The organism is Edaphocola flava, from assembly GCF_004118155.1.
GTDB classification, from domain to species: domain Bacteria; phylum Bacteroidota; class Bacteroidia; order Chitinophagales; family Chitinophagaceae; genus Edaphocola; species Edaphocola flava.
In genome coordinates this window covers 262,849-282,159 of the sequence record NZ_SAIQ01000004.1, presented here as the reverse complement: position 1 = coordinate 282,159, position 19,311 = coordinate 262,849, and the positions used below count along the sequence as shown (strand labels likewise).

Below are 19,311 nucleotides of genomic sequence, written 5' to 3'. Positions count from 1 at the left end.
ATTAGACCTAGATTGAAATGTCATCTTTATCTTATCTCAATATTGAGTAAAAATACAAATCTTAAATCTAAGATTAAAGGACATGTTAGTATTCTGTAATTTTTATAACTATCTAAAGATAAAGGCTAGATAAGACATTACAAGACGTAGATGTAAATTGAGATTTCATTTTTATAATATTATTATCTCAAATTCTAGCTATTTAGCCTCATTATTAAATAGATAACATCATAATGTAATTCCAGTCTAAATAAAGGAAGGGCAATGATAGTAAAGGAAAGGAATTACTGGCAAGGTGTTTTGAAGGATAAAATACGGGAAAAACACCCTTTTCCTTACGCAGTGAGAACATTATTTTTAACCGAATTCATTCAAATTAAAGAATCGCATTTTTAAATTTCAATTATTATTTCATGGCAAAATTTATCCTGATTAGATCAACAATCAATAGCGGTAAAACCACAACAGCATCGTTAGTGTATACCGAGCTATTACAACATGCAGAGATTGAGCATATGTTTAATAGCGAACAAATCAAAGTTAACGGACTCATTTATCGAGAAGATGGAACTGTTGAAGATTTCAATGCCGCGCTCACAATTAATGGGAAGACCGTCTGTATTCTTAGTGCTGGAGATAATGCCAATGATACGAAAAGGGAATTAAATTGGCTTTTAAGAGATTATAATTTTGATATAATCATTTGTTGCAGCAGATCGCAAAATAAAACAGGATCAGTTTATCGAATGCTCATTGAAGAGTACTTTACTAAACACGAATTGATATTGGAAACATCTACCAATTACACTCATGATACTAATGAGATGCATTCAGTTAAAAAGGACATTGTTGACGATATCGTAAAAAAAGTACTGTCAGAAGTAAATGACACACAAATAGTAATTGAAAACTAAATCTATTTAATAAAATAAAAATTCAAATTTATGTTCAATTTAGGTGACGTAGTTTATGTCCGTTCTGACATTAAGAAAAAGACACCAATGACAATAGCTCAAATACATCCCCTTGGTTCAATTGGTGACATCGAGAATCAACCCCATGCTTTATATTATTGCCAATGGTTAGATGTAAAGCTTAATCGCAAAGATGGTCTTTTCTCAGAGCCTGCGTTAATTAAAGCGGAAGAATAAGTACACGGCTCAACTCATAATAGTAAGATAAAATATTCTGAATTGTAAGATCCTCTTTCTTTACCTCAATTAATTCAACAATGAATCTTAACAGTTCGATTTTTGCTTTTTCTCTTTGCATATTTTTTTCCTTTATATATTAAATTGATCCTTTTCTTTTAATATTTCATATATATTAAAAGCTAGTATTTATTTTGTTTATAAAATTAATCTTGTTGGCTTTCTCAATGACGCAAAGAAAATTGAAATTTGGTCTGACTTTGACTATCCGTAGGAATGAATTTAATCCATTAATATTTCTTCGTTTGGGCTTGAATAATATCTTATAGCAATGTGTCTAACAAACAGTTCTAATCCTAGATAGTTATTCAAATGCCATTATCAATAGCTATGCCCAACTGGTAAACAAGATAGATGTAATAGCAAATATTCTTTCAAAAAGACCTTTTAATTTTCTTTTTAGAATCTTCTTAATTGATGTCGTTTTTGTATAATGGTATTTACTGTACATATATAATAAATGTTTGTTGAATCCATATTTTTCGACAAGCTTTATTGGTATATATTGAGAATAGACAGTCAAAGTCTAATAATTGCAAAAGCCTCCTTTCCGGTGGCTTTTGTACATTTTACGCTGATTTGTAAAATCATAGTTCAGGCATTAACTATTATGAATGTTTTTTTACTGTCACATTATGGGTATTTACACCCTTGACTTTTGCTTTTTTGTCTAGGAAATTTATAAAGTAATTCGTTTGAATATATACATATATTTCATCTAACCACTTAAAAGCAATATCATGAAACATTTAATTGCAATTTCTATTTCAGCTACTGTAATCGCCTCATTAAGCTCTTGTAAAATGGTTAAACAAGTATTTGGCTCTCATGATCCAGTAAAACGGGCATTTATGAAACATAATTTTGCCGATCATCTTACAGATACAGGTAGGCGAGCCAAACTACACCATAATGATGAATTAATTATTGAGATTGATAGTATCAATAAATTGGTATATGATATCAACGTTGCAGGAAAGAGCGAAGGAGCTTTGATGGATACTACAAATATTTTTAACTCCCTACTACAAAAAACAACCACCTCAACTACTACCTCAGCATCGACAGAAGCAACTAAAGAAGATTCCAGTTTAACATTTCAAGAAGTTCTACCATTAATTGATAGAACAAATTTAATATGGGATGTAGAAATGGAAAAGTCCTTGCAGAAAAATGCTATAGTAAAAGGCGACAAATTAGAAATCGAAAAATTTCACACCCGATTCAAAAATAGCCAAATTCAGATACAGAATAATTTTAGGAACATTGATTTATTCAAAAAGAAGTTAAGCAGTTTTTTTGAATTTGGTAAGATCGTCCCAATCATAATTGGATCAGAATGTTGCAGCCAAAATAAGATTAAAGACAATATTGTTTTAGATTTTGAAAGGCGAGGTGCTGATCCAAGTATAAATTCACTGGTTGATATCGTTAAGCATATACAAATATATCCGACTGCTTGGGTTGATAGTATTGAAACACTTAAAAAGAACATTATTAAAACCAAGAATAAGATGATTTCAATCTCAGATGATTTTATCAAGAAACACCAGACTAACTCATTACTTATTGACGAAATTAGTAGTATAGAAGATGACTATTTCACAACATTGAATGATCAAATTGAATCCGATATCCCAAAGATTAGCAAAGATTCTGTTTCAACGGCTGTATCCTTTCTTACCGGCTTATTAAATCAAGCCAACAATAGTAAAAACTTCAAATTTGTAGGTCGATATCCAGCAACTGGTAATTATCTTAATGTAGATATTAAAGCCATACCCAAGTCTACATTTAAGACATTACTTGCTGCTGATTCTACCTCATATAGAATACCAGTCAGGTATAGATTTGAGTGGGCAATTGGGCCAGCTCTTAACTTTGGATTTGGAGAATGTAATTTTGACAGGAGTTACAATGTTGATAGCGCAAGAAATGGGATGGGTGCGGTTAAACCAGATACTTTTTTCATTAATCGCAATACTAGGCAAAGCCAAGTTTCACCGTCTGTAGGATTAATGGCTAATTTCTATTGGCAAACGCATTGTTTTATAAATCCTGGACTATCACTTGGCATTTCGACAACGCCAAATGATCTCTCACAGTTAAAAGCATATTTAGGTGCATGTATGCTTATTGGGCAGCTATCCAAAAATGATAAAAATAGTACCGTTTACAATAGAATAATATTTAGTGCTGGCCTATCTTATAATAGAGTCGATCGTTTAAAAGGAAGTTTAATTGAAGGAGAAAATCCAAAATCACGGATGCCTTTTACGGGGAATAACATAGCCACTGATCAACTCACAGAGAAAGTTGGTCTCATTGGATTCTATTTTGGTTTCTCTTATAAAATAAACTAACAGTACAATTCCCATCCCCCCGATTAACCAGAATTCCATGTATTTGATGGAAATTATTTTATCAATAAAAAGTAGGTTTTCTTTACAGATTTAATGAGTGAATAATTGCAATAAAAAATCTAAGAAGTAAATGGAATGGCAGCAGTTATATAACTGCTGCATTTTCGTTCTTTACTTATTTTTAGAAATATGGATAATTACAAATTTTCTAATTTGGCGTTGGACGCTATAATAGGTTGTTCAATATTCATATCATTCTGTTTGTCATAAAAATCCTTAATAGTCTTCACATTTGCGAGGCTCTTGCCTATAAACTCGTTCTCTTCCTTTTCTCTTTTTAGTTTCTTCGCTTTAAGTTTTGAGAGATGTTGGGAAGTTTGGCTTGAATGCTGATTAAAAGAGTTGCTAAAATCTTCGAACGTCATTACATACTTTTTCATAAGGTATATAGTAATTAGTTTGCTTATAAAATCAATAAAAAGCAGGATAGAAATAAACCATAATTTTGTCGCTCACAATTTACCACTAGCAAAATGAGTTTAACAACAGATACCATGTTGGAATTAATTAAAACGAGTAACATTTCAGTAGAAAACAAAATTGCATCAAATGTATTGTTGCAATTAGCGGCCTTAGCTGTACAAAACAATACTCATGTAACAATCAATAGTATTGGAGAAAACTGCTATCCCCCAAGAACAATCATTGAAGTTGGGAAAATCGGCGGAACAAATATTACTATTAAATGTTGATGAAACTGAATTAGAATAAGAAAGCCACCAAATAGGTGGCTTTCTTATTCTAATTCAGTTGTAACATATTAATTGGTACTACATGCTTCTAAATCAGCATGATATACCTCATCGCAAATAGTTTCAATGAAATTATTATAAAGTAAAAAAGCCGGAATATCTAAAGGTTGAATACAAAAATTATGAATATCCTTTTTCACGTTTTCCTCCCTTAACTCCATTAGGAGTCTACCTAAAGCATTCATTCCAACATAATTATCTCCATCCTTTTTAGCTCCCCATATTTGATCCCGATTAGAATATTCTACAATAGGACTATTACCAGTTTCTAATAGTAGCTTACCGAAAGTATTCCAGTTTTGAGAGAGCTTTATATCTAAAACCCATTTCATTATTTTAAACTTATTTTGCTCAAAATCAGGTCTAGTATATTTATCTCTATATTTCCGGCTAATCATTTTGGCGGTCATAGGACTATGCTCGCTTAAGATTTCATTCTGTATATCTGGGTTTAACGGGAATCTCATCGCTTGATAGAGATGTTCCGCTGATTTAATGATTATACCATTTACGTTAATAGAGAAGCCTGAAGCCATGTTTGATAAGCCTCCAAACTTTTCTGTTGTTTTTCTAAAAACAACCACATCATCAATAGAATACGTTCTTATATTCATTACTCTATGCAATAGTACGTTAAAAATCTCAATTCCCTCTATTGATTAGAGGAAATAGACCTTTCCAATTATGTTTTGGAACATCCCACCAAAATACAATCGGACAGGTATTGGAAATATTTCTCCAAGTAAAAAAAAGTGACCCAGTTCCAAATGTTTTATAGTGTGAATAAGTTTTTCCTAAAGGGCGATGGTTTTTCCTTTTTTCTTCATCTTCAATTTTATATATTATCTCTATACCTTTATCTAATAATATTTGTTCAAACCTATCTCTATTTGATGGGCTAGAATAGAAATTTTCAGTCTTCGGTAGATGTGAATATCTGTATGCTCTATCATGATAAGCATCAGCTTCTGTAAGAGAACCTAAGTAAACGTCCCATATAGAGCTTAATTTCTTGGGAATTGTAAGATTTAAAAGTGGAGAATGGGAGTTTAAGTCGTCACTTATTTCGTATCTGCTTAATATTCTAAATTTAGATGATGTAAAATAGTTATCATCAAAGCTGCATTTTAATGACCATCTTACGCGGCTTTCAGCCCAAAGATGTTTACAAAACAAAACAATGTTAAATGTTATTTCTTTGTTATTGCATTTTTCTAAATTCTTGCTATTAAACCATTCTTTACAATCTTTAAGAATGGTTTTACCTGAGGCCATTATGTCATCAATGTATATATAGTGCCTAGGGTTAAAAACACCGCATTCTGATACAGTAACGCCATAATTTTTTATTAAATATTGTTCAAATAAATTTAGCAAATCACCCTGTGATTTACCATTTGGTTGTAAATTTAAGAATACAGCCTCTTTCAAAAAAGACTGTATGTTAGTATATCCATATACTTTTGATAATCGTTCAATTTGTTGAATTAGAATAAGGTTAGCGTCTTTTTTAGACACATACATGCCATTCTTTAAGATATGTAAAAACTCTTCTAAAATGAACATTCGATCGTGTTCGTCAAATTGATTTATCCAATCCTCGATATGATCTTCTCCCATAGTAAATCCCGATGCAGCATCACAATGGTAATCTGATATTATCTGATTAATTGATGTAATTAGATTCCTCATAATTTAAATATTTTATCTTCATTGTGTGAAAATAATAAAATAATATACGCTAGTTATATTTAAATTTCTCTTCATAAAAATCTAAGCATTTTGATAAGATAGGCATATATTTTGAACTATTCTCAATCCCGGAAGTAAAAGAACACTGAAACGTTTATAAATCAATTTATACGAACCTATTTAATGTTATCACCTTCTAATTTTAATTGATTCAATATCATTGTAATAAATATTTCATGAATCCAAATTTGATTGCTATTGATGAGGCTTGTTGAAAGTACACTTCTTTCCCTATTGTTAATGTTTAAATATATTTTGGTTGATGAGAAATTGATTCCCTAAATGATCAAGCATTACCAATAAATGTTGATGAAATCGAATTAGAATAAGAAAACCACCGAATGGGTGGCTTTCTTTATAGATGAATATTTTCAATATAATTCCCACTAAATATATAGACTCCAAAGTAATTACTACTTCCAAAGTCTATATATACCTGTGCCCCGGCAATTTGCCGGGGCACAGGTATATATAATGGGGGCATACTCCCTAAAATAGCTTGAAGCCATACCAGGCTGCAATAGCTACTGCAATCCAGGCCAGACCTTTGATCAGAAAAAACAAAAAGCCGAAGATGCCTAATCGCTTAAGCCACTTTTTACGGTTCCCCTTGGGGTTCGTCTCTGTTTCCTGTGTATCCATTATCTGCTGATGACTTTGTATGTTTTGAAATCAGATTTCATAGGAGGTGTTTTGCCTTCTTTTTTCGCAATAGCAATATCTTCAAATCCTCTTTTGTGTCCTTCGATAAACTGCGGAGATTTGGTCCAGTCTTTGAAGGCCTCTTCAGTATCCCAGAAGCTCACGATCAGGTATTTACCATCATCGGTTTGTGGTTTCAATACCTGCATATCGATAAATCCGGTCATGGTATCGATGGCATGTGCACGGGAGGCAAACAGGCTTTCAAATCTTTCTTTGTACTCTGCTTCACAGTCAATGTAGTTAATCGCAACAAAGTTTCTATTGTTTTCCATAATATTTCTGAATTTGTAACTTTTATGTAAAATTCTGAAAATCAATAGAAAGTGAATTGCCAATTCGGGAACAAATACTTATATAAAAAGGAATTTGTCACTACACCGTCATATTTATACAGGCGGTCCGGGATCAGAACAGTATTCTGGACAGTCTGATTTTTATATTTTCTTAGGGGCACCAGAAGTGCCGTTTTATAAGGTTTCGATTAGGTATATTATACCCAGCTAGTATTAGATAATGGTCTCTGCATCGGTAGATAAGCGCTTGATCTCTTCCAGTGCTTTTGGAAAGGTTGACAGCATATAATCCTTATGCTTCTGATCTATGTCTACTTCTGCGAGCAGGGTTGTAATCCCGTCTTTCTCTGTAAGGGTATACATCTCCAGGCTACCGGTCCAGTGGCGTCCGGCCTCATCTACAGGTATTTCCACACCCTCTTTTATGCTACCAATGTGGCTGAAAATGATCTTCTCATATGGTTTTACATAAAATACCTGGCTGTACATACCGGAGCCATCAGGAGCCAGGAAATGAACAATCTCATTGGCCTCCAGCACTCCCTCATAATATAAACCTTTACAGAACGGAGTGGTCCACTGCGTATAAGTGTCATGGTCCCACATCACCTTCCATACTTTCTCTGCCGGGGCATTGATCTCGATGGTAAATGGGGTGCGTTCGATATGGTATAAATAATTGCGCAGGTTGATGCGGATAATTCCGTGCCAGCCTACTTCAAAGTTCTCTTTGGAAAAATCGGATCCGGCATCGGAAAAGTTTTCGGTATCCTCATGTGTAAGGGTAAGCCTTGTCTCCCCATCAAGCTCATCCAGGTCCCAGGTCAGTACGGAAGTGCCCCTGGAGTGGCTCGGATGTGTCCATGTATGCTTAAAACGCTTATGGGGTACTACTTCCAGCACCTTACACTGATGATGGTATATCTTGGATGGTCCTTCGTAAAAGTTGAATGTATCGCCTTCGGTAAGGCTTAAATCTGCAATGTCAAAATACCATTCTTTCATTGCGTCTTTGTCAGTAATGGCCTTCCATACCTGTTCTAAAGGTACCTGGAATGTCTCGACCATAATAATAGGTGTGCCCATAATGCATTGATTTTATGACTGAAAAGTACATATTTTAATGCAAAGGACATATTATTATTTACAGAAAGATGGGTATGAAAATATGACCAACAAGACATAAAGTATTGTTTCATAATACAGTATGAACATTACCTTCAAATGAAAAAATTACATACTGATCAGGCGCTCCATGACATAGTACATGGCTGGGCATACGGTAGTGTTCTTGAGGGTAAGATTGGGTTGCTTCAGCAACACATCTTCATTGGTATACGGAAAACGGGCGCAGTCTCTGGGGCGCTCCTCATAAATACTGCAGTAGTTATCAGACCCCAGGAAAGGGCAAGGGCTGGACCGGACTACATAATCGCCATCGCTGTCCAGTTTCAGATAGGTATCTACAAAAGCTGCTTCTTTCATGCGCAAATGCCTGGCAATACGCTTGATATCCGGCATCTTAAACCGTGGAGAATAATTTTTGCAGCAGTTGGCACAAGACAGGCAATCTACATTTTGGAATGCCTCATCATGCAGATCTGGCAATAAGGCCAACACTTTATTCTTGTTGGCCTTTTTTAAAAAATTTCTGTACTGGCCCTGGTGCTCTTTAGCCAGCTTTTCGTAATGCACAATATCCAAAACACCGTTTATTTTAGGGTTTCAAAGAAACCGGTTTTCTTATTTTTACGCACATTGTCCCATGCATAATAGCGGCCGTTCATGGCTACATATACACCATGTGGCAGCGTCTGCAGGAAAGCCAGTGCGGCGCCCAGGTTAAAGAACCCATCAGAACTACCGAACTTGTATGGGATCATTGCACCTGTAATCACTATTGTTTTTTCCAGTCCTGCGTTAGCGATGTATGCAGCGGTTTCGGCCATTGTATCGGTACCATGTGTGATAAGGATACGGTCTTCGTCGGCTTTACGGCAATTATGCAGGATCACTTCGCGATCAGTATCGGTCATTTCCAGGCTGTCGACCATCATCAGGGTACGCACTTCGGTATCTATCGTGCAACGCCCTAATTGCAGCATTTCCGGAACGTGAGTTTCCTCAAAGTCCAGTTTGCCATTGATCATATCGTACTCTTTATCAAAAGTACCGCCGGTAACTAATATTCTGATTGCCATTGTAGTGTGGAAATTTGCTGCAAATGTACAGCATTCCGGCATTATTTTTAATTATAGCGTAAATAAAAGAGCACTCTGATGACGGCAATGATGGCAAATACAGAGATAACCGCATTTCTGCGATTCCGGTGCGAGATGTTGAACAGGTTCAGTATTCGGTCTTTGTGTATTACTACCAGAACACAGCCAAAATATATCGCTGTTCCGATCCTGAATAAGGTCATGAGATCTGCGAAATAGTCTAAGGCGCCAATACTAATGATCGAATATACCTCAATAATAACCGCTACAATATTACTGATGGCAAAGTACTGTAATAGGTACCAGCCCCAGGACTTGAATTTATATAAGGCATAAATGCAGAGGCCGTACATAATCAGACCCGGAGCCTGTTTCAGGATAACCAGTATAGCAGTCAGTACAATGAGTGATACACACAAGTACTGATGCCATTGCAGGGCCTTATGATCGATCTCCGGACCGGCAGTGAGCACACCCTCTTCCGCATCAAAATCCCAACTGAGTTTGTTGTACGGATTACCAATCAGGTCGTTATCCTTACCGGACAGCTTTGCTTCCGGAACAGTTTCCGGTATGGTTACTCCCCTCTCGGTTAATACCTGCATAAAAGGCTTGAAAAACAGGAGCAGCAATGCTATAGTAAGCAACAGGTATATCGTATTTGCTCCTTGCCAGTAATCTGCAATACCATTGGTATAGGGATCCATAAAGATGTCATACAAGCCTATCAGCCTTACGCCTAAATTGACTACAAGATAACCTACCAGAAGGCTCCAGGACCAGCCGGTTCTTTTGTACAATCCGCAGACAATGGCGATCTCCAATGCACTCAACAATACCCAAAAGAAGAGCACTGTATAATTGTTATACACCGAATCGGGATACATTATATAAGATACTAGCAGGCGCAGAGTAAAGTAGGTATTCCTGATTGCAGACAGTATCATTATGGCAAATATTGCCCAATGCCATCGGGTGACCATTACCGGGGCCTTGGGGTGTTCCTGTAGACTGCCTTCTTTATCAAAATCCCAGGTATCTTTTGGTACAGCCGTCTCTTCAAATATGCGACCAATCTTCTCTACAATGGCCGATGGCTTCTTTGGGGCTGCTGCATTGGGAATCTCCTCCGCTACATAACCTGCTATATCTACATTGCGCTCTTCCAATACCCTGCGGGCATCTTCTACCGCCCGTGGCTGGTATTTGGTAGGATTATGGCAGATATGCATCAGTTCTGCATCGCTAAGGGTCTGGTATTTTTTATAAAAATCAAATTCCATACGATCGTTTTCAAGCCTCAAATAAACAGCATTTCTGTAACAAAGGCAATGAAATAAAGGCAAAATATTGTCTTATGTGAAGCACAGTCATTATTTCTGCAGCACTATGTATTCTACAGGAAATTTATTTTCTTTGTCTGACAACTATATAAGCATACAATGAAGCGATTTTTATACTTCCTCGCATTTACCTCACTGAGCATAAGTGCCCTGGCACAAAGGCCTACAACCCGCACTACAAAGATCAAAGGCAATGAATTTGAATGGGAAATGGTATTTGATAAAGTAAAGACGGTGAGTCAATATACCCAAAAAGATACGGTGATTACAGTGCAGAACCGCGGGCACCTGTTGCGCCTGAACGGGCAAGCCGTGAGCAGTACTTTCCCGCCTAAGACACTAAAGACACTGGAGAAGTACCTGAAGAAATCAATCGCTAAGGCCAAAATGCCTGCATTGAAATTCAATAATAAAGACGTGAGGGTTCATTTCAGCAATTGTGTGGTGAATGAGGCGGGCAAGGTCGTATATTACGAAGTATACTTCTTCCCCTCAAAAGATGATCTGCAATTGTACTCTAATGAGTATACTCCTGAGGTAAAAACGTTTATCGCTAAAATGGAGGATATTATGAATCAGGCGCCCCTATTTCCATCAGAACCGGCAATGAACCTGTATCTGGCAGAACCGATCATATTAGTGGACTAAAAGATCCATACAAAACAATAAGGGGTATTAGCCCCTTATTGTTTTGTATAACTGATCGTCAGATCACGGTCTTTTAGGACCAGTTCTTTATCCGTTAAGCGTTCTATAGTATAGACCGTTGTATCAATACTGCTGGTATGAATACCGATGCTCTTTGCGATCAATGCCAGCTTGCCCTCGGTTATATACCATTTGCTGTATTGTGTGGTCTCCATATTAATGGATCTGGCTTTGCCATCTTTGAGCAGTTCAATTCCCTGCAACTCATCTGCATCAATAGGATTCGGCTCCACCCAATCTCCAACCAGCAATTCGGGCTTCACATCTGGTTTAGGTTCAGTAAATACTTCAGTTGCATCTATTACCTCTGCTTCTGTATCATCGCAGGAACTTAATAGCAGCACACAAAGAGCTACTGTTATAATCTTCATTCTATTCATAGTTTACTGTTTTAGTTTAGGTCAATTTCGCTAAAAGTAAGATGAATGAAGGTTAAGTAATGAACTGGCCAGGTACTTAACAAATTAATTAAATGTGAAGAAAATGGCTTATTTGAGCAATCATTTTATAAGTTACTGCACCTCACCAAATTGCATTTTGTATACCGATGAAGTTTGGTCATCAGCAAATGTGACCGATAAGGGTTCTGCATGAGCAGTGGTCTCCGTAGGATACCAATGCCTCGATTGCCCGGAAATGATAAACAGCCCCGACTCATCGCCCAGTGCGGCAAAATCTTCCCGCCTGGGTCCTTTATGGTAAAATGATACAGGATACTGCGCGGCCAGCTGCTCACCGAAATCGATAGGATTCTCTGCCACCAAACCGATCTCACTTACAGATGTGATCAGCGCAGCCGAAAAGGGTTCGTCACTATTAATGACCTGATCAAAACGGGTAATAAACTCTACTATATTAGAATTGTTGTCGTAAAAGTAGACAGACTGGGCATTCCAGTTGTCAAATACGGTGAGGTAATTGCCCTCATGATTAGCAATGCGTTCGGCACGTAAGGCCAGCCACTGTACCGCTTCCAGCATTTTATTGTTTGGAATATCGAAAGCAAAATGATAGATATGTTCTGCTTCGGATTTAATAAAGGTAAGCACGGTATCTCCGGCTTTGAAGGCTACCCTATCCTCTTGCAGGGAAAGCGTTTCCAGGCCAATGCTGCCTGAATAAAACCGGATCGTTCCCTCAAGATCTGCGGTGTAAAGGTCGATTTCTTTAATGTGCATAGATCAGCAGTTATGCTACAATTTACGAAATATTGTATAAATACAATTAAGACTTGTTACCGGGCCAGAGATACGGATATATATACCGTTCCCATACCTGATATAGCGTATAGATGATCAATCCTGGCAGTACTAGCAGCAAGCAGATAGCATACAACATGGCGAGCCACCGGGGGAAAAGCCAGAATTTTGAGTAATATGTGGTCATGGACCAGCTTTGTACCGTAAACCGAGGAATAAGTATGCAGCCCTCAGGGTCACAGGAGAGGGTATCTACACCGGAAATGTATCCTTTGACTTTAAACTGATTAAAAAGAATAAAGTCGCCATTAACTATAGGTCGTTTATATGGTGGAAAATTTTCCAATTCAACTTCACCGACGTCCAGTAAAAGACCTGGATATTTCGATCGAATACTGTCTGAAGCCACCAGTTTACCTTTCAGCAAACGGGAGTTAGGAGAGGGACAGCCGCACTCCTGATCTTTAATCAATAAAGTATTGGGGGTATCATAATCCTGTTTATTATCTGGAATCATGACGGGCAGTAAACCATAACCCACAAAGAGTAATAATGCAATTACACATATCCAAAATATCCTGGATTTCATAAGCGCTGTTTAAATATTTTGAAGCTGTTCTGCATATTTTTTTATCTTAACTATTGTGGTACGCCAATAGAATTCCAGGTGTTTCTGAATAGACTCTGTCTTGTGAAGCCAATGAATTACATCCGGTTTTCCAAGGCGGTTTATTAAAATCAATTACTAACTGTGTATATCCAGTTATGGTAAATAGTATGCATTACAGCACACAAATAATTATTTTCATTCTGTTATTTCTTCTGTGGTTTTAAGGCTTTCAGGATCATAGTATCATTGTATATCAATTCTATTTTCATCGAATACCGGTCAAAGGTCCACAATCGATCCCTGCTCAGTTGCCAAGACCTTGGCGCATACTCTTTTTTCAAATCAACTCCGGTAGTACACTTATAGAACTTTTTAAAGATCAATGATGTACTATCTACAAACTCTACAGATCCGACATACTGCATCGAACCTTTGAATTTACGAAAAGCGACAATGCTATCCAGATGATTATGCGGATCGGGTAAATACAAATACCAGGTTCCTTTCAGGTGTTTTAATGATTGATGATATGCATGCTCCTGCATAGACTCCTGCGCTGTAGCAGGTATTATGCAGCAGAAAATAGTTATCCAAAATAGCAGTCTGATCATACGACGTGGTCTCTTTCCTGCAATATACTAAACACATTAGAGCTGGCTATGCTTTAATAGGGAGATAATTTGTGAAATAGTATATTTCTAAAGATACCTCCATCCTTAACTTTAAAGTCGAACATTTTAAACAGGCGAATTTGAGCCATAAGTTATATGCAATTTATAATCAACAAGTTAGCACAGAATAGAATGAAAACCCTTACCTGAACCGGTCTTCAGGCGAAACCAGGTTTGATTAAATAACACGCATTGTTAACATTTCATTGTTGTCAAATCAATATCCATTGATTACATTTACGTATCAATTTTTAATCCTCTAACATTCAAAAAATCATCAGCTATGATCAAGCAAGCATTAATGGGAGAATTCATGCACGAAATGGAAAACACCCGTAAACTGTTAACTGCTATTCCTGATTCCGCACTGGAGTATCGCCCGCAACCACATCTGTGGTCTGTAGGTCAGTTAGCCGCTCACATTGCAGAAGTATACAACTGGTACGACGTTACCTTCAACCAGGACACTTTTGATATGTCGACTTATCAGTACGACAAAGGAGATATCAGTAAGGCGTCTAACATTTTAGCAAAATTCGAAGAGAATGCTGCAAAGGCACAAGCTGCTATTGAAAATTCTGATGAATCGCAATACATGAATACCTGGACCATGCATATCGGTGGTAATCCAATAATGCCACCTATGCCTAAGGTACAGGTTGTAAGAGGTTTCTTATACAATCACTTATACCATCACCGTGGCGAGATGATCGCTCACCTGCGTGCCAGCGGTCATGTAGTGCCATCTCTGTACGGTCCTACCTACGAGATGTCTCAGGAAATGGCTCAATAATAAGCAATCTGATAAATAGAAAGGCTCCCGTAATTGTATGGGAGCCTTTCTTTTATGTAAAACGAGTTCTCATAACGGAAATTGCAATGCTACTGAACCGAAATAATGTTTTCGTTCAGCAAAGATGCCGGAATTAAACTCTGGAGTGCGTATCGTGTTTTTGTACAAGATCTTTATAGACTTGGCATTACCCTTTTTCAACCAGTAAAATCCTACTCCAAGGCCATATTCTATATCGACCAGATCCTTTTTTACCCACTCCGGTTCAAGTGTATATATATCGTCATGGATAAATCTCTGCCCTACCAACATTGAATTCCGGAACATACGAGTGTAGGTTAATCGGCCAAAGGCAAAGATTTCTTTGCCACAATATGTTCGTTTTTTCGCGGAGTCGAATTTTGATTCATTTATATCCTTACAATTGTCTGCTTTTTTATTTCCATTAGACAAACTATTAGCACCCATCGTATACCAACCGGGAACATGTCTTGTATTTAACCATCCTAGCCGAAAGTAAGTGCCGCCATACAGACGGTCATAATAACCAAAGCTTCCACCCACATTGAATCCGCCATCACATCCCCATCGGTATCCTTCGGGAGTTTTAATGGAGAAAAATTTCATATGCTCATAATTTACCAACATAGTAAATTTGCCTCCTTTTGATATCTGTGTATTCCACCCTTTGGGATCGGCCGGCCGACCCGGCACTATGTATGTATGGATGAATGACTGAAAATCATAGCCCAGATTAGTACCTAGCATGCCAACATTTATTGTAAGTGCCTCATAGTCTCTCCAACCATGATCCTTTGGGCATCCTATACTATACATCTGGTTAAATGATACTGCAAATAAAAAAGCAAAAGGTCTGTCTCCAACTACTGGTTCAGTACGGTCGATCTCTCTGGGAGTAAAGGCAGTACCTATAATAGAGACAGAAGACATTGACTCTCGGGCCTTTCCTTTAAAGGTATTATTTCTGAAATGTTTATATGCCCTGAATGGCGCATAGATCACTGTATTGTATAGAGACTGATCGGATAGGGTAAAAGAGGTTCCCTGTGTATAATTTCTATCTTCATTCCTGGCGCCAGTAAGAAAGTCCTGATCTGTTGCAAATGTAAATGAACTCTGTCCCTCCTGCGCAAATGAGGAAGATACAATACAGGCTAATAATGTGGCTATTATGAGCCGCTGTCCCAGTTTTATCATAATGAATAGCTTTATGCAGTTAGGCGAATAACATCTAATTCAAATTAAGAAAAATATAATAAATAAAGCAGCTACAAATGGGGTATTATATTTAGGACAGGAAAAATAAGATTCAATAAAGTGGTAGAAATTATAAGTTAAGATAGCTTAGGACATTTATACGCAATAAATTATCCTTTAATTCTCCAAGCTTATCAAGAAACATTCTTTGATCTAGATTAAGATCAGACATAGGGAGGACAACCCAAAAATCCGTACCAAACATTGTTTTTGTTCTCATCAGATCACCATCAGAGTTCAGTTGTGTTAGTTTTGTAATAAAATTTGAAGTAGCTATAGAAGATTCAATATTATAAGAAAAATCTGCATAAACATTCCGATATTCCTTCATAAGATCCAAAATAATTTGAACTCTTTTGAAATAAATACTATTAGGTTCGGACCATGCCTTGCCAGAACCAAAATGACCAAAACATAACCTTAACTCCGGGAAAATCTTTAAAACATCTATCCACTCTCTGGGTTCATTCAGGAATCTTGCACGTGCCTTTCTCGAATTAAGATTGATTTGCTCCTCTACACCATTTCTATCCACTAGAATTGGATTTATAAATGTAGATACCGATTCTCCACCACAATGGGTCATAACAGGAATGTTCTTTTCTGCGCATATTTGAAATATTGGCTTTAACCTCGAATCTGTTGGCAGATAGCCTAAAGCCGGATAACACTTAACACCAAAGAATGATGGATGATCAGTAGAAAAAGCGTTCAGAAAGGTTTCATATAAGTCATTCTCCGTACCAACCCTCCTAGGGTCCAAAGGTAAAAAAGGCAAAACCGGATATTTGGATGCCAATAGCCCTAGCTCCCGAATTTGTTCTTGTTGGCTTTTTTCGATCGAATCATCCCAGGCAATATTTAAATCCATACCCAGTATTATAGTAATAAGCTCATACTCCTTCTCATTCATTTCGCTTACAATGCCATGTACTCCATATTTATCACGAAAAGATTTATAAACATCTTCCATTTTAGCACTCTTTAAAAGACTGAGAATATACCGATATCGTTTTAAAAATTCCCCAACACCTAACTTGGATAAACCAATTTTATTTGCTGTATTCATTTCTAATTCAACACTGTCAAGATTTATTTCCATTTCTTCAATAAAGGAAGTAACATCTTTTGTATTTGAAAGAAAATCAAATTCGTCATAAATACTTTCAACTAACTCCTCTTTAGCAACAATTTTAAGTTCTTCACCCATAGTATTTCCAGTTAAAATCTTATATAATATGGGTTTAAGCATTTCTGGAACTCCAGCAATCATTCTTAATATTAGGTACTTGACATTAATGCATTTACTATCAAAAACATGGCAGTGTGCATCAAAAACAAAATTATTCCTTTGAAGTGCTTCTTGAGTGATTGGAGAAAGTCTAGAATGAGATTCATTGCTAATGCTCTCTCGTGCTTGCTCAATAAATTCGATTTGTTTCGCAGTGTAATTCATGTAAAAGCGTTTTAAAGTGAAATTTGGGAATATTGTTCTAACAACAGTGTAAATTCACGATAAGCAATCTTAGTTGCTTACCTATAAAAATAAAATATATTTAAATCCAATAAAAGGGTATTTACCCCTATTCTGATCGTGGTTTTAACGGTATTAAAAAAGCCACCTAAGCAGGTGGCTATATATTCTGAAGCGGACTTTGTGGGTAATGCTATCGCAGCAATTTCAAATGCATTGATCGCAAGCGTATTATTACTATAACCCCTTCACCATCCAATGATTGGGATATTTCTTTTTCAATAGCTTCAATGCCGCTTTCTTCTTTTGGGCATTTTGTTCAAATTCATAATTATACACCATTATCGGGATAGAGCCGGGATAGGTCTGCAGCGATTGTTTAAAATGTACTCTGGCTTTATCTATTTCACCAGCGCTCTCCAGTGCCTCTCCCTGGTAGATATTGACAATGGCCGGAACACTGCCATAAAGTGCCAGACACTCCTGGGCCAGCTTATTAATTATAGGTATACATATTTCCGGAGGAGGCTGAACATCCTTTAAAGCTGTTCCTGACATAATTGTACGATAGTTTTCATACAATATGGCAATATGCCTGTTGGCCAATGTTGTATCGCTTGCAAACTTGCTGTATGCCAGTAGCGTCTCCTCGCTGACATCTCCACTATCTGCCTGCAAGGCTTGTGCGTACATATTATCAAGTATGGTGTAGATCGTCTTATCTGTAGCATCTATTTTGGCATGGCGCTTAATGGCCCATTCCGGAATGATCATGAAATCTGAAGCAATGCTCAATATGGAATTGCCTTCAGTGTCCAGCAGTATCTTGAGCTGGCTGTCTATATATGCCCCGATCAAAGTGGTATCTTTCAGTGCCAGGAATACATAATCACATTCATTAGGATTAGGCTTTGAGGCAATCATCATCATACCACTACCCTCTGCCCAGTCGGTAAATGACGGAGCATCAAAGAAGTACGGCGTATCAATCTTATCGAATTCCTGCTGCAGGTTATCGCCTATTTTAATCGATTGTCCAAATAGACAACTTGACCAGAAAAAACTTAATAGTAAAAGGAATGTTTTCATGTGTGATATGGATGTGCGATTGCTTTATTCCTCAAAGTTCTTCTTCTTTCTGTTTGCCGGTCTTTGTTTTGGGGTCTTCACAAAAGTCATCGGTTGCAGAAACTCCATCCACTGGTCTATGGTACGGGCATCTTCTACGCGGAAGTCGCCGATCTGTGTACGCCTCAGGGCCTGCAGGTAGCCACCCACGCCCAGTGCCTGACCAAAATCATTGGCCAGCGATCGTATATAAGTACCTGTGCTGCAATGCACTCTAAAGTGTACTTCAGGCAGTTCTATTTTAGTAATCTCAAATGCATTGATTGTAACCGTACGGGGCTCGACCACCACTTCCTTACCCGCACGGGCCAGTTCATACAAGCGTTTACCATCTTTTTTGATGGCAGAGTGTATGGGTGGTAACTGCTGTATGGTACCGGTAAAGGCCTTAGTCGCCTCCAGTATCTGTGCCTCTGTCAGGTGATCGGCGGCTTGTATATTTTCGGGTTGTGACTCCAGGTCGTAAGTAGGCGTAGTAGCCCCCAGGTGTATAATACCGGTATATTCCTTTTCCTGCTTCTGAAACTGTTCTATCTGTTTGGTCATTTTACCGGTACAGCAGATCAGCAGCCCCGTAGCCAGCGGGTCCAGTGTACCACAGTGTCCGATCTTGGCATGGGTCGTTCTTCTGAACTTGCTGATGGCATCAAACGAGGTCCAGCGATAAGCCTTATCGATAAGGATAACCGCTCCTGCCTTGATCTCTTCTTCTGTAAGGTTCTGATTCATGCTGCAAAAGTGATGGATTA

General features: G+C 37.4%; 21 protein-coding genes. 5 read left to right on the top strand and 16 right to left on the bottom strand.

What is annotated here, in order from left to right; genetic code table 11:
• Nucleotides 1-413: 413 nt before the first annotated feature.
• The 3 genes from EMP01_RS13450 to EMP01_RS13440 all read left to right on the top strand — a co-directional run bounded on the left by EMP01_RS13450 (nucleotide 414) and on the right by EMP01_RS13440 (nucleotide 3,574).
• Nucleotides 414-914 carry a hypothetical protein gene (locus tag EMP01_RS13450; RefSeq protein WP_129022070.1) on the top strand — a complete coding sequence of 167 codons (501 nt, stop codon included), beginning with the start codon at nucleotides 414-416 and terminating at the stop codon, nucleotides 912-914.
• A 30-nt stretch (nucleotides 915-944) separates the two neighbouring features.
• Nucleotides 945-1,151, top strand: coding sequence for a hypothetical protein (locus EMP01_RS13445; protein WP_129022069.1), 207 nt, complete (start codon nucleotides 945-947; stop codon nucleotides 1,149-1,151).
• Between the two features lie 800 nt (nucleotides 1,152-1,951).
• Nucleotides 1,952-3,574 carry a hypothetical protein gene (locus EMP01_RS13440; RefSeq protein WP_129022068.1) on the top strand — a complete coding sequence of 541 codons (1,623 nt, stop codon included), beginning with the start codon at nucleotides 1,952-1,954 and terminating at the stop codon, nucleotides 3,572-3,574.
• An 820-nt stretch (nucleotides 3,575-4,394) separates the two neighbouring features.
• On the opposite strand, the gene EMP01_RS13430 is transcribed toward EMP01_RS13440, so the two are convergent.
• The 8 genes from EMP01_RS13430 to EMP01_RS13400 all read right to left on the bottom strand — a co-directional run bounded on the left by EMP01_RS13430 (nucleotide 4,395) and on the right by EMP01_RS13400 (nucleotide 10,641).
• A complete protein-coding gene (locus EMP01_RS13430) occupies nucleotides 4,395-5,000 on the bottom strand; it encodes an NADAR family protein (protein ID WP_129022066.1) in 606 nt (201 codons plus the stop codon).
• A 28-nt stretch (nucleotides 5,001-5,028) separates the two neighbouring features.
• Nucleotides 5,029-6,078: a phosphoribosyltransferase-like protein gene (locus tag EMP01_RS13425; RefSeq protein WP_129022065.1), complete on the bottom strand. Its 1,050-nt coding sequence runs from the start codon at nucleotides 6,076-6,078 to the stop codon at nucleotides 5,029-5,031.
• A 549-nt stretch (nucleotides 6,079-6,627) separates the two neighbouring features.
• On the bottom strand, nucleotides 6,628-6,780 hold the full coding sequence (locus EMP01_RS15630) for a hypothetical protein (protein WP_202616078.1): 153 nt from the start codon (nucleotides 6,778-6,780) through the stop codon (nucleotides 6,628-6,630).
• Nucleotides 6,780-7,115, bottom strand: coding sequence for an antibiotic biosynthesis monooxygenase family protein (locus tag EMP01_RS13420; RefSeq protein WP_129022064.1), 336 nt, complete (start codon nucleotides 7,113-7,115; stop codon nucleotides 6,780-6,782). The genes EMP01_RS15630 and EMP01_RS13420 overlap by 1 nt, the downstream gene beginning before the upstream one ends.
• Before the next feature lie 234 nt (nucleotides 7,116-7,349).
• Nucleotides 7,350-8,222, bottom strand: coding sequence for an SRPBCC domain-containing protein (locus EMP01_RS13415; protein ID WP_129022063.1), 873 nt, complete (start codon nucleotides 8,220-8,222; stop codon nucleotides 7,350-7,352).
• 147 nt (nucleotides 8,223-8,369) lie between these two features.
• Nucleotides 8,370-8,831, bottom strand: coding sequence for a YkgJ family cysteine cluster protein (locus EMP01_RS13410; RefSeq protein WP_237559546.1), 462 nt, complete (start codon nucleotides 8,829-8,831; stop codon nucleotides 8,370-8,372).
• A gap of 17 nt (nucleotides 8,832-8,848) precedes the next feature.
• Nucleotides 8,849-9,337: an asparaginase domain-containing protein gene (locus EMP01_RS13405; RefSeq protein WP_129022061.1), complete on the bottom strand. Its 489-nt coding sequence runs from the start codon at nucleotides 9,335-9,337 to the stop codon at nucleotides 8,849-8,851.
• A gap of 47 nt (nucleotides 9,338-9,384) precedes the next feature.
• Nucleotides 9,385-10,641, bottom strand: a complete 1,257-nt coding sequence (locus EMP01_RS13400; protein ID WP_129022060.1) for a hypothetical protein — start codon at nucleotides 10,639-10,641, stop codon at nucleotides 9,385-9,387.
• A gap of 159 nt (nucleotides 10,642-10,800) precedes the next feature.
• On the opposite strand from EMP01_RS13400, the gene EMP01_RS13395 reads away from it, so the two are divergent.
• Complete coding sequence (locus EMP01_RS13395; protein WP_129022059.1) at nucleotides 10,801-11,349, top strand: hypothetical protein; 549 nt, start codon at nucleotides 10,801-10,803, stop codon at nucleotides 11,347-11,349.
• Between the two features lie 35 nt (nucleotides 11,350-11,384).
• On the opposite strand, the gene EMP01_RS13390 is transcribed toward EMP01_RS13395, so the two are convergent.
• From EMP01_RS13390 to EMP01_RS13375, 4 genes are all read right to left on the bottom strand, one after another.
• Nucleotides 11,385-11,780: a lipocalin-like domain-containing protein gene (locus EMP01_RS13390; protein WP_161971338.1), complete on the bottom strand. Its 396-nt coding sequence runs from the start codon at nucleotides 11,778-11,780 to the stop codon at nucleotides 11,385-11,387.
• A gap of 141 nt (nucleotides 11,781-11,921) precedes the next feature.
• Nucleotides 11,922-12,587 (bottom strand): VOC family protein, encoded by a 666-nt coding sequence (locus EMP01_RS13385; protein ID WP_129022057.1) that lies wholly within the window; start codon nucleotides 12,585-12,587, stop codon nucleotides 11,922-11,924.
• A 46-nt stretch (nucleotides 12,588-12,633) separates the two neighbouring features.
• Nucleotides 12,634-13,197, bottom strand: a complete 564-nt coding sequence (locus EMP01_RS13380) for a hypothetical protein (RefSeq protein WP_129022056.1) — start codon at nucleotides 13,195-13,197, stop codon at nucleotides 12,634-12,636.
• A 224-nt stretch (nucleotides 13,198-13,421) separates the two neighbouring features.
• Nucleotides 13,422-13,829: a hypothetical protein gene (locus tag EMP01_RS13375; protein WP_129022055.1), complete on the bottom strand. Its 408-nt coding sequence runs from the start codon at nucleotides 13,827-13,829 to the stop codon at nucleotides 13,422-13,424.
• Between the two features lie 343 nt (nucleotides 13,830-14,172).
• Here EMP01_RS13375 and EMP01_RS13370 point away from each other — a divergent pair, with 343 nt between their 5' ends.
• Nucleotides 14,173-14,682: a DinB family protein gene (locus EMP01_RS13370; protein ID WP_129022054.1), complete on the top strand. Its 510-nt coding sequence runs from the start codon at nucleotides 14,173-14,175 to the stop codon at nucleotides 14,680-14,682.
• Between the two features lie 69 nt (nucleotides 14,683-14,751).
• On the opposite strand, the gene EMP01_RS13365 is transcribed toward EMP01_RS13370, so the two are convergent.
• The 4 genes from EMP01_RS13365 to truB form a co-directional block, all read right to left on the bottom strand.
• Nucleotides 14,752-15,900: a lipid A-modifier LpxR family protein gene (locus EMP01_RS13365; protein WP_129022053.1), complete on the bottom strand. Its 1,149-nt coding sequence runs from the start codon at nucleotides 15,898-15,900 to the stop codon at nucleotides 14,752-14,754.
• A gap of 130 nt (nucleotides 15,901-16,030) precedes the next feature.
• Nucleotides 16,031-17,416 carry an amidohydrolase family protein gene (locus EMP01_RS13360; protein ID WP_129022052.1) on the bottom strand — a complete coding sequence of 462 codons (1,386 nt, stop codon included), beginning with the start codon at nucleotides 17,414-17,416 and terminating at the stop codon, nucleotides 16,031-16,033.
• A gap of 255 nt (nucleotides 17,417-17,671) precedes the next feature.
• Nucleotides 17,672-18,523, bottom strand: coding sequence for a hypothetical protein (locus EMP01_RS13355; RefSeq protein WP_129022051.1), 852 nt, complete (start codon nucleotides 18,521-18,523; stop codon nucleotides 17,672-17,674).
• A gap of 24 nt (nucleotides 18,524-18,547) precedes the next feature.
• Nucleotides 18,548-19,291 carry a tRNA pseudouridine(55) synthase TruB gene (truB, locus tag EMP01_RS13350; protein WP_129022050.1) on the bottom strand — a complete coding sequence of 248 codons (744 nt, stop codon included), beginning with the start codon at nucleotides 19,289-19,291 and terminating at the stop codon, nucleotides 18,548-18,550.
• Nucleotides 19,292-19,311: the final 20 nt, after the last annotated feature.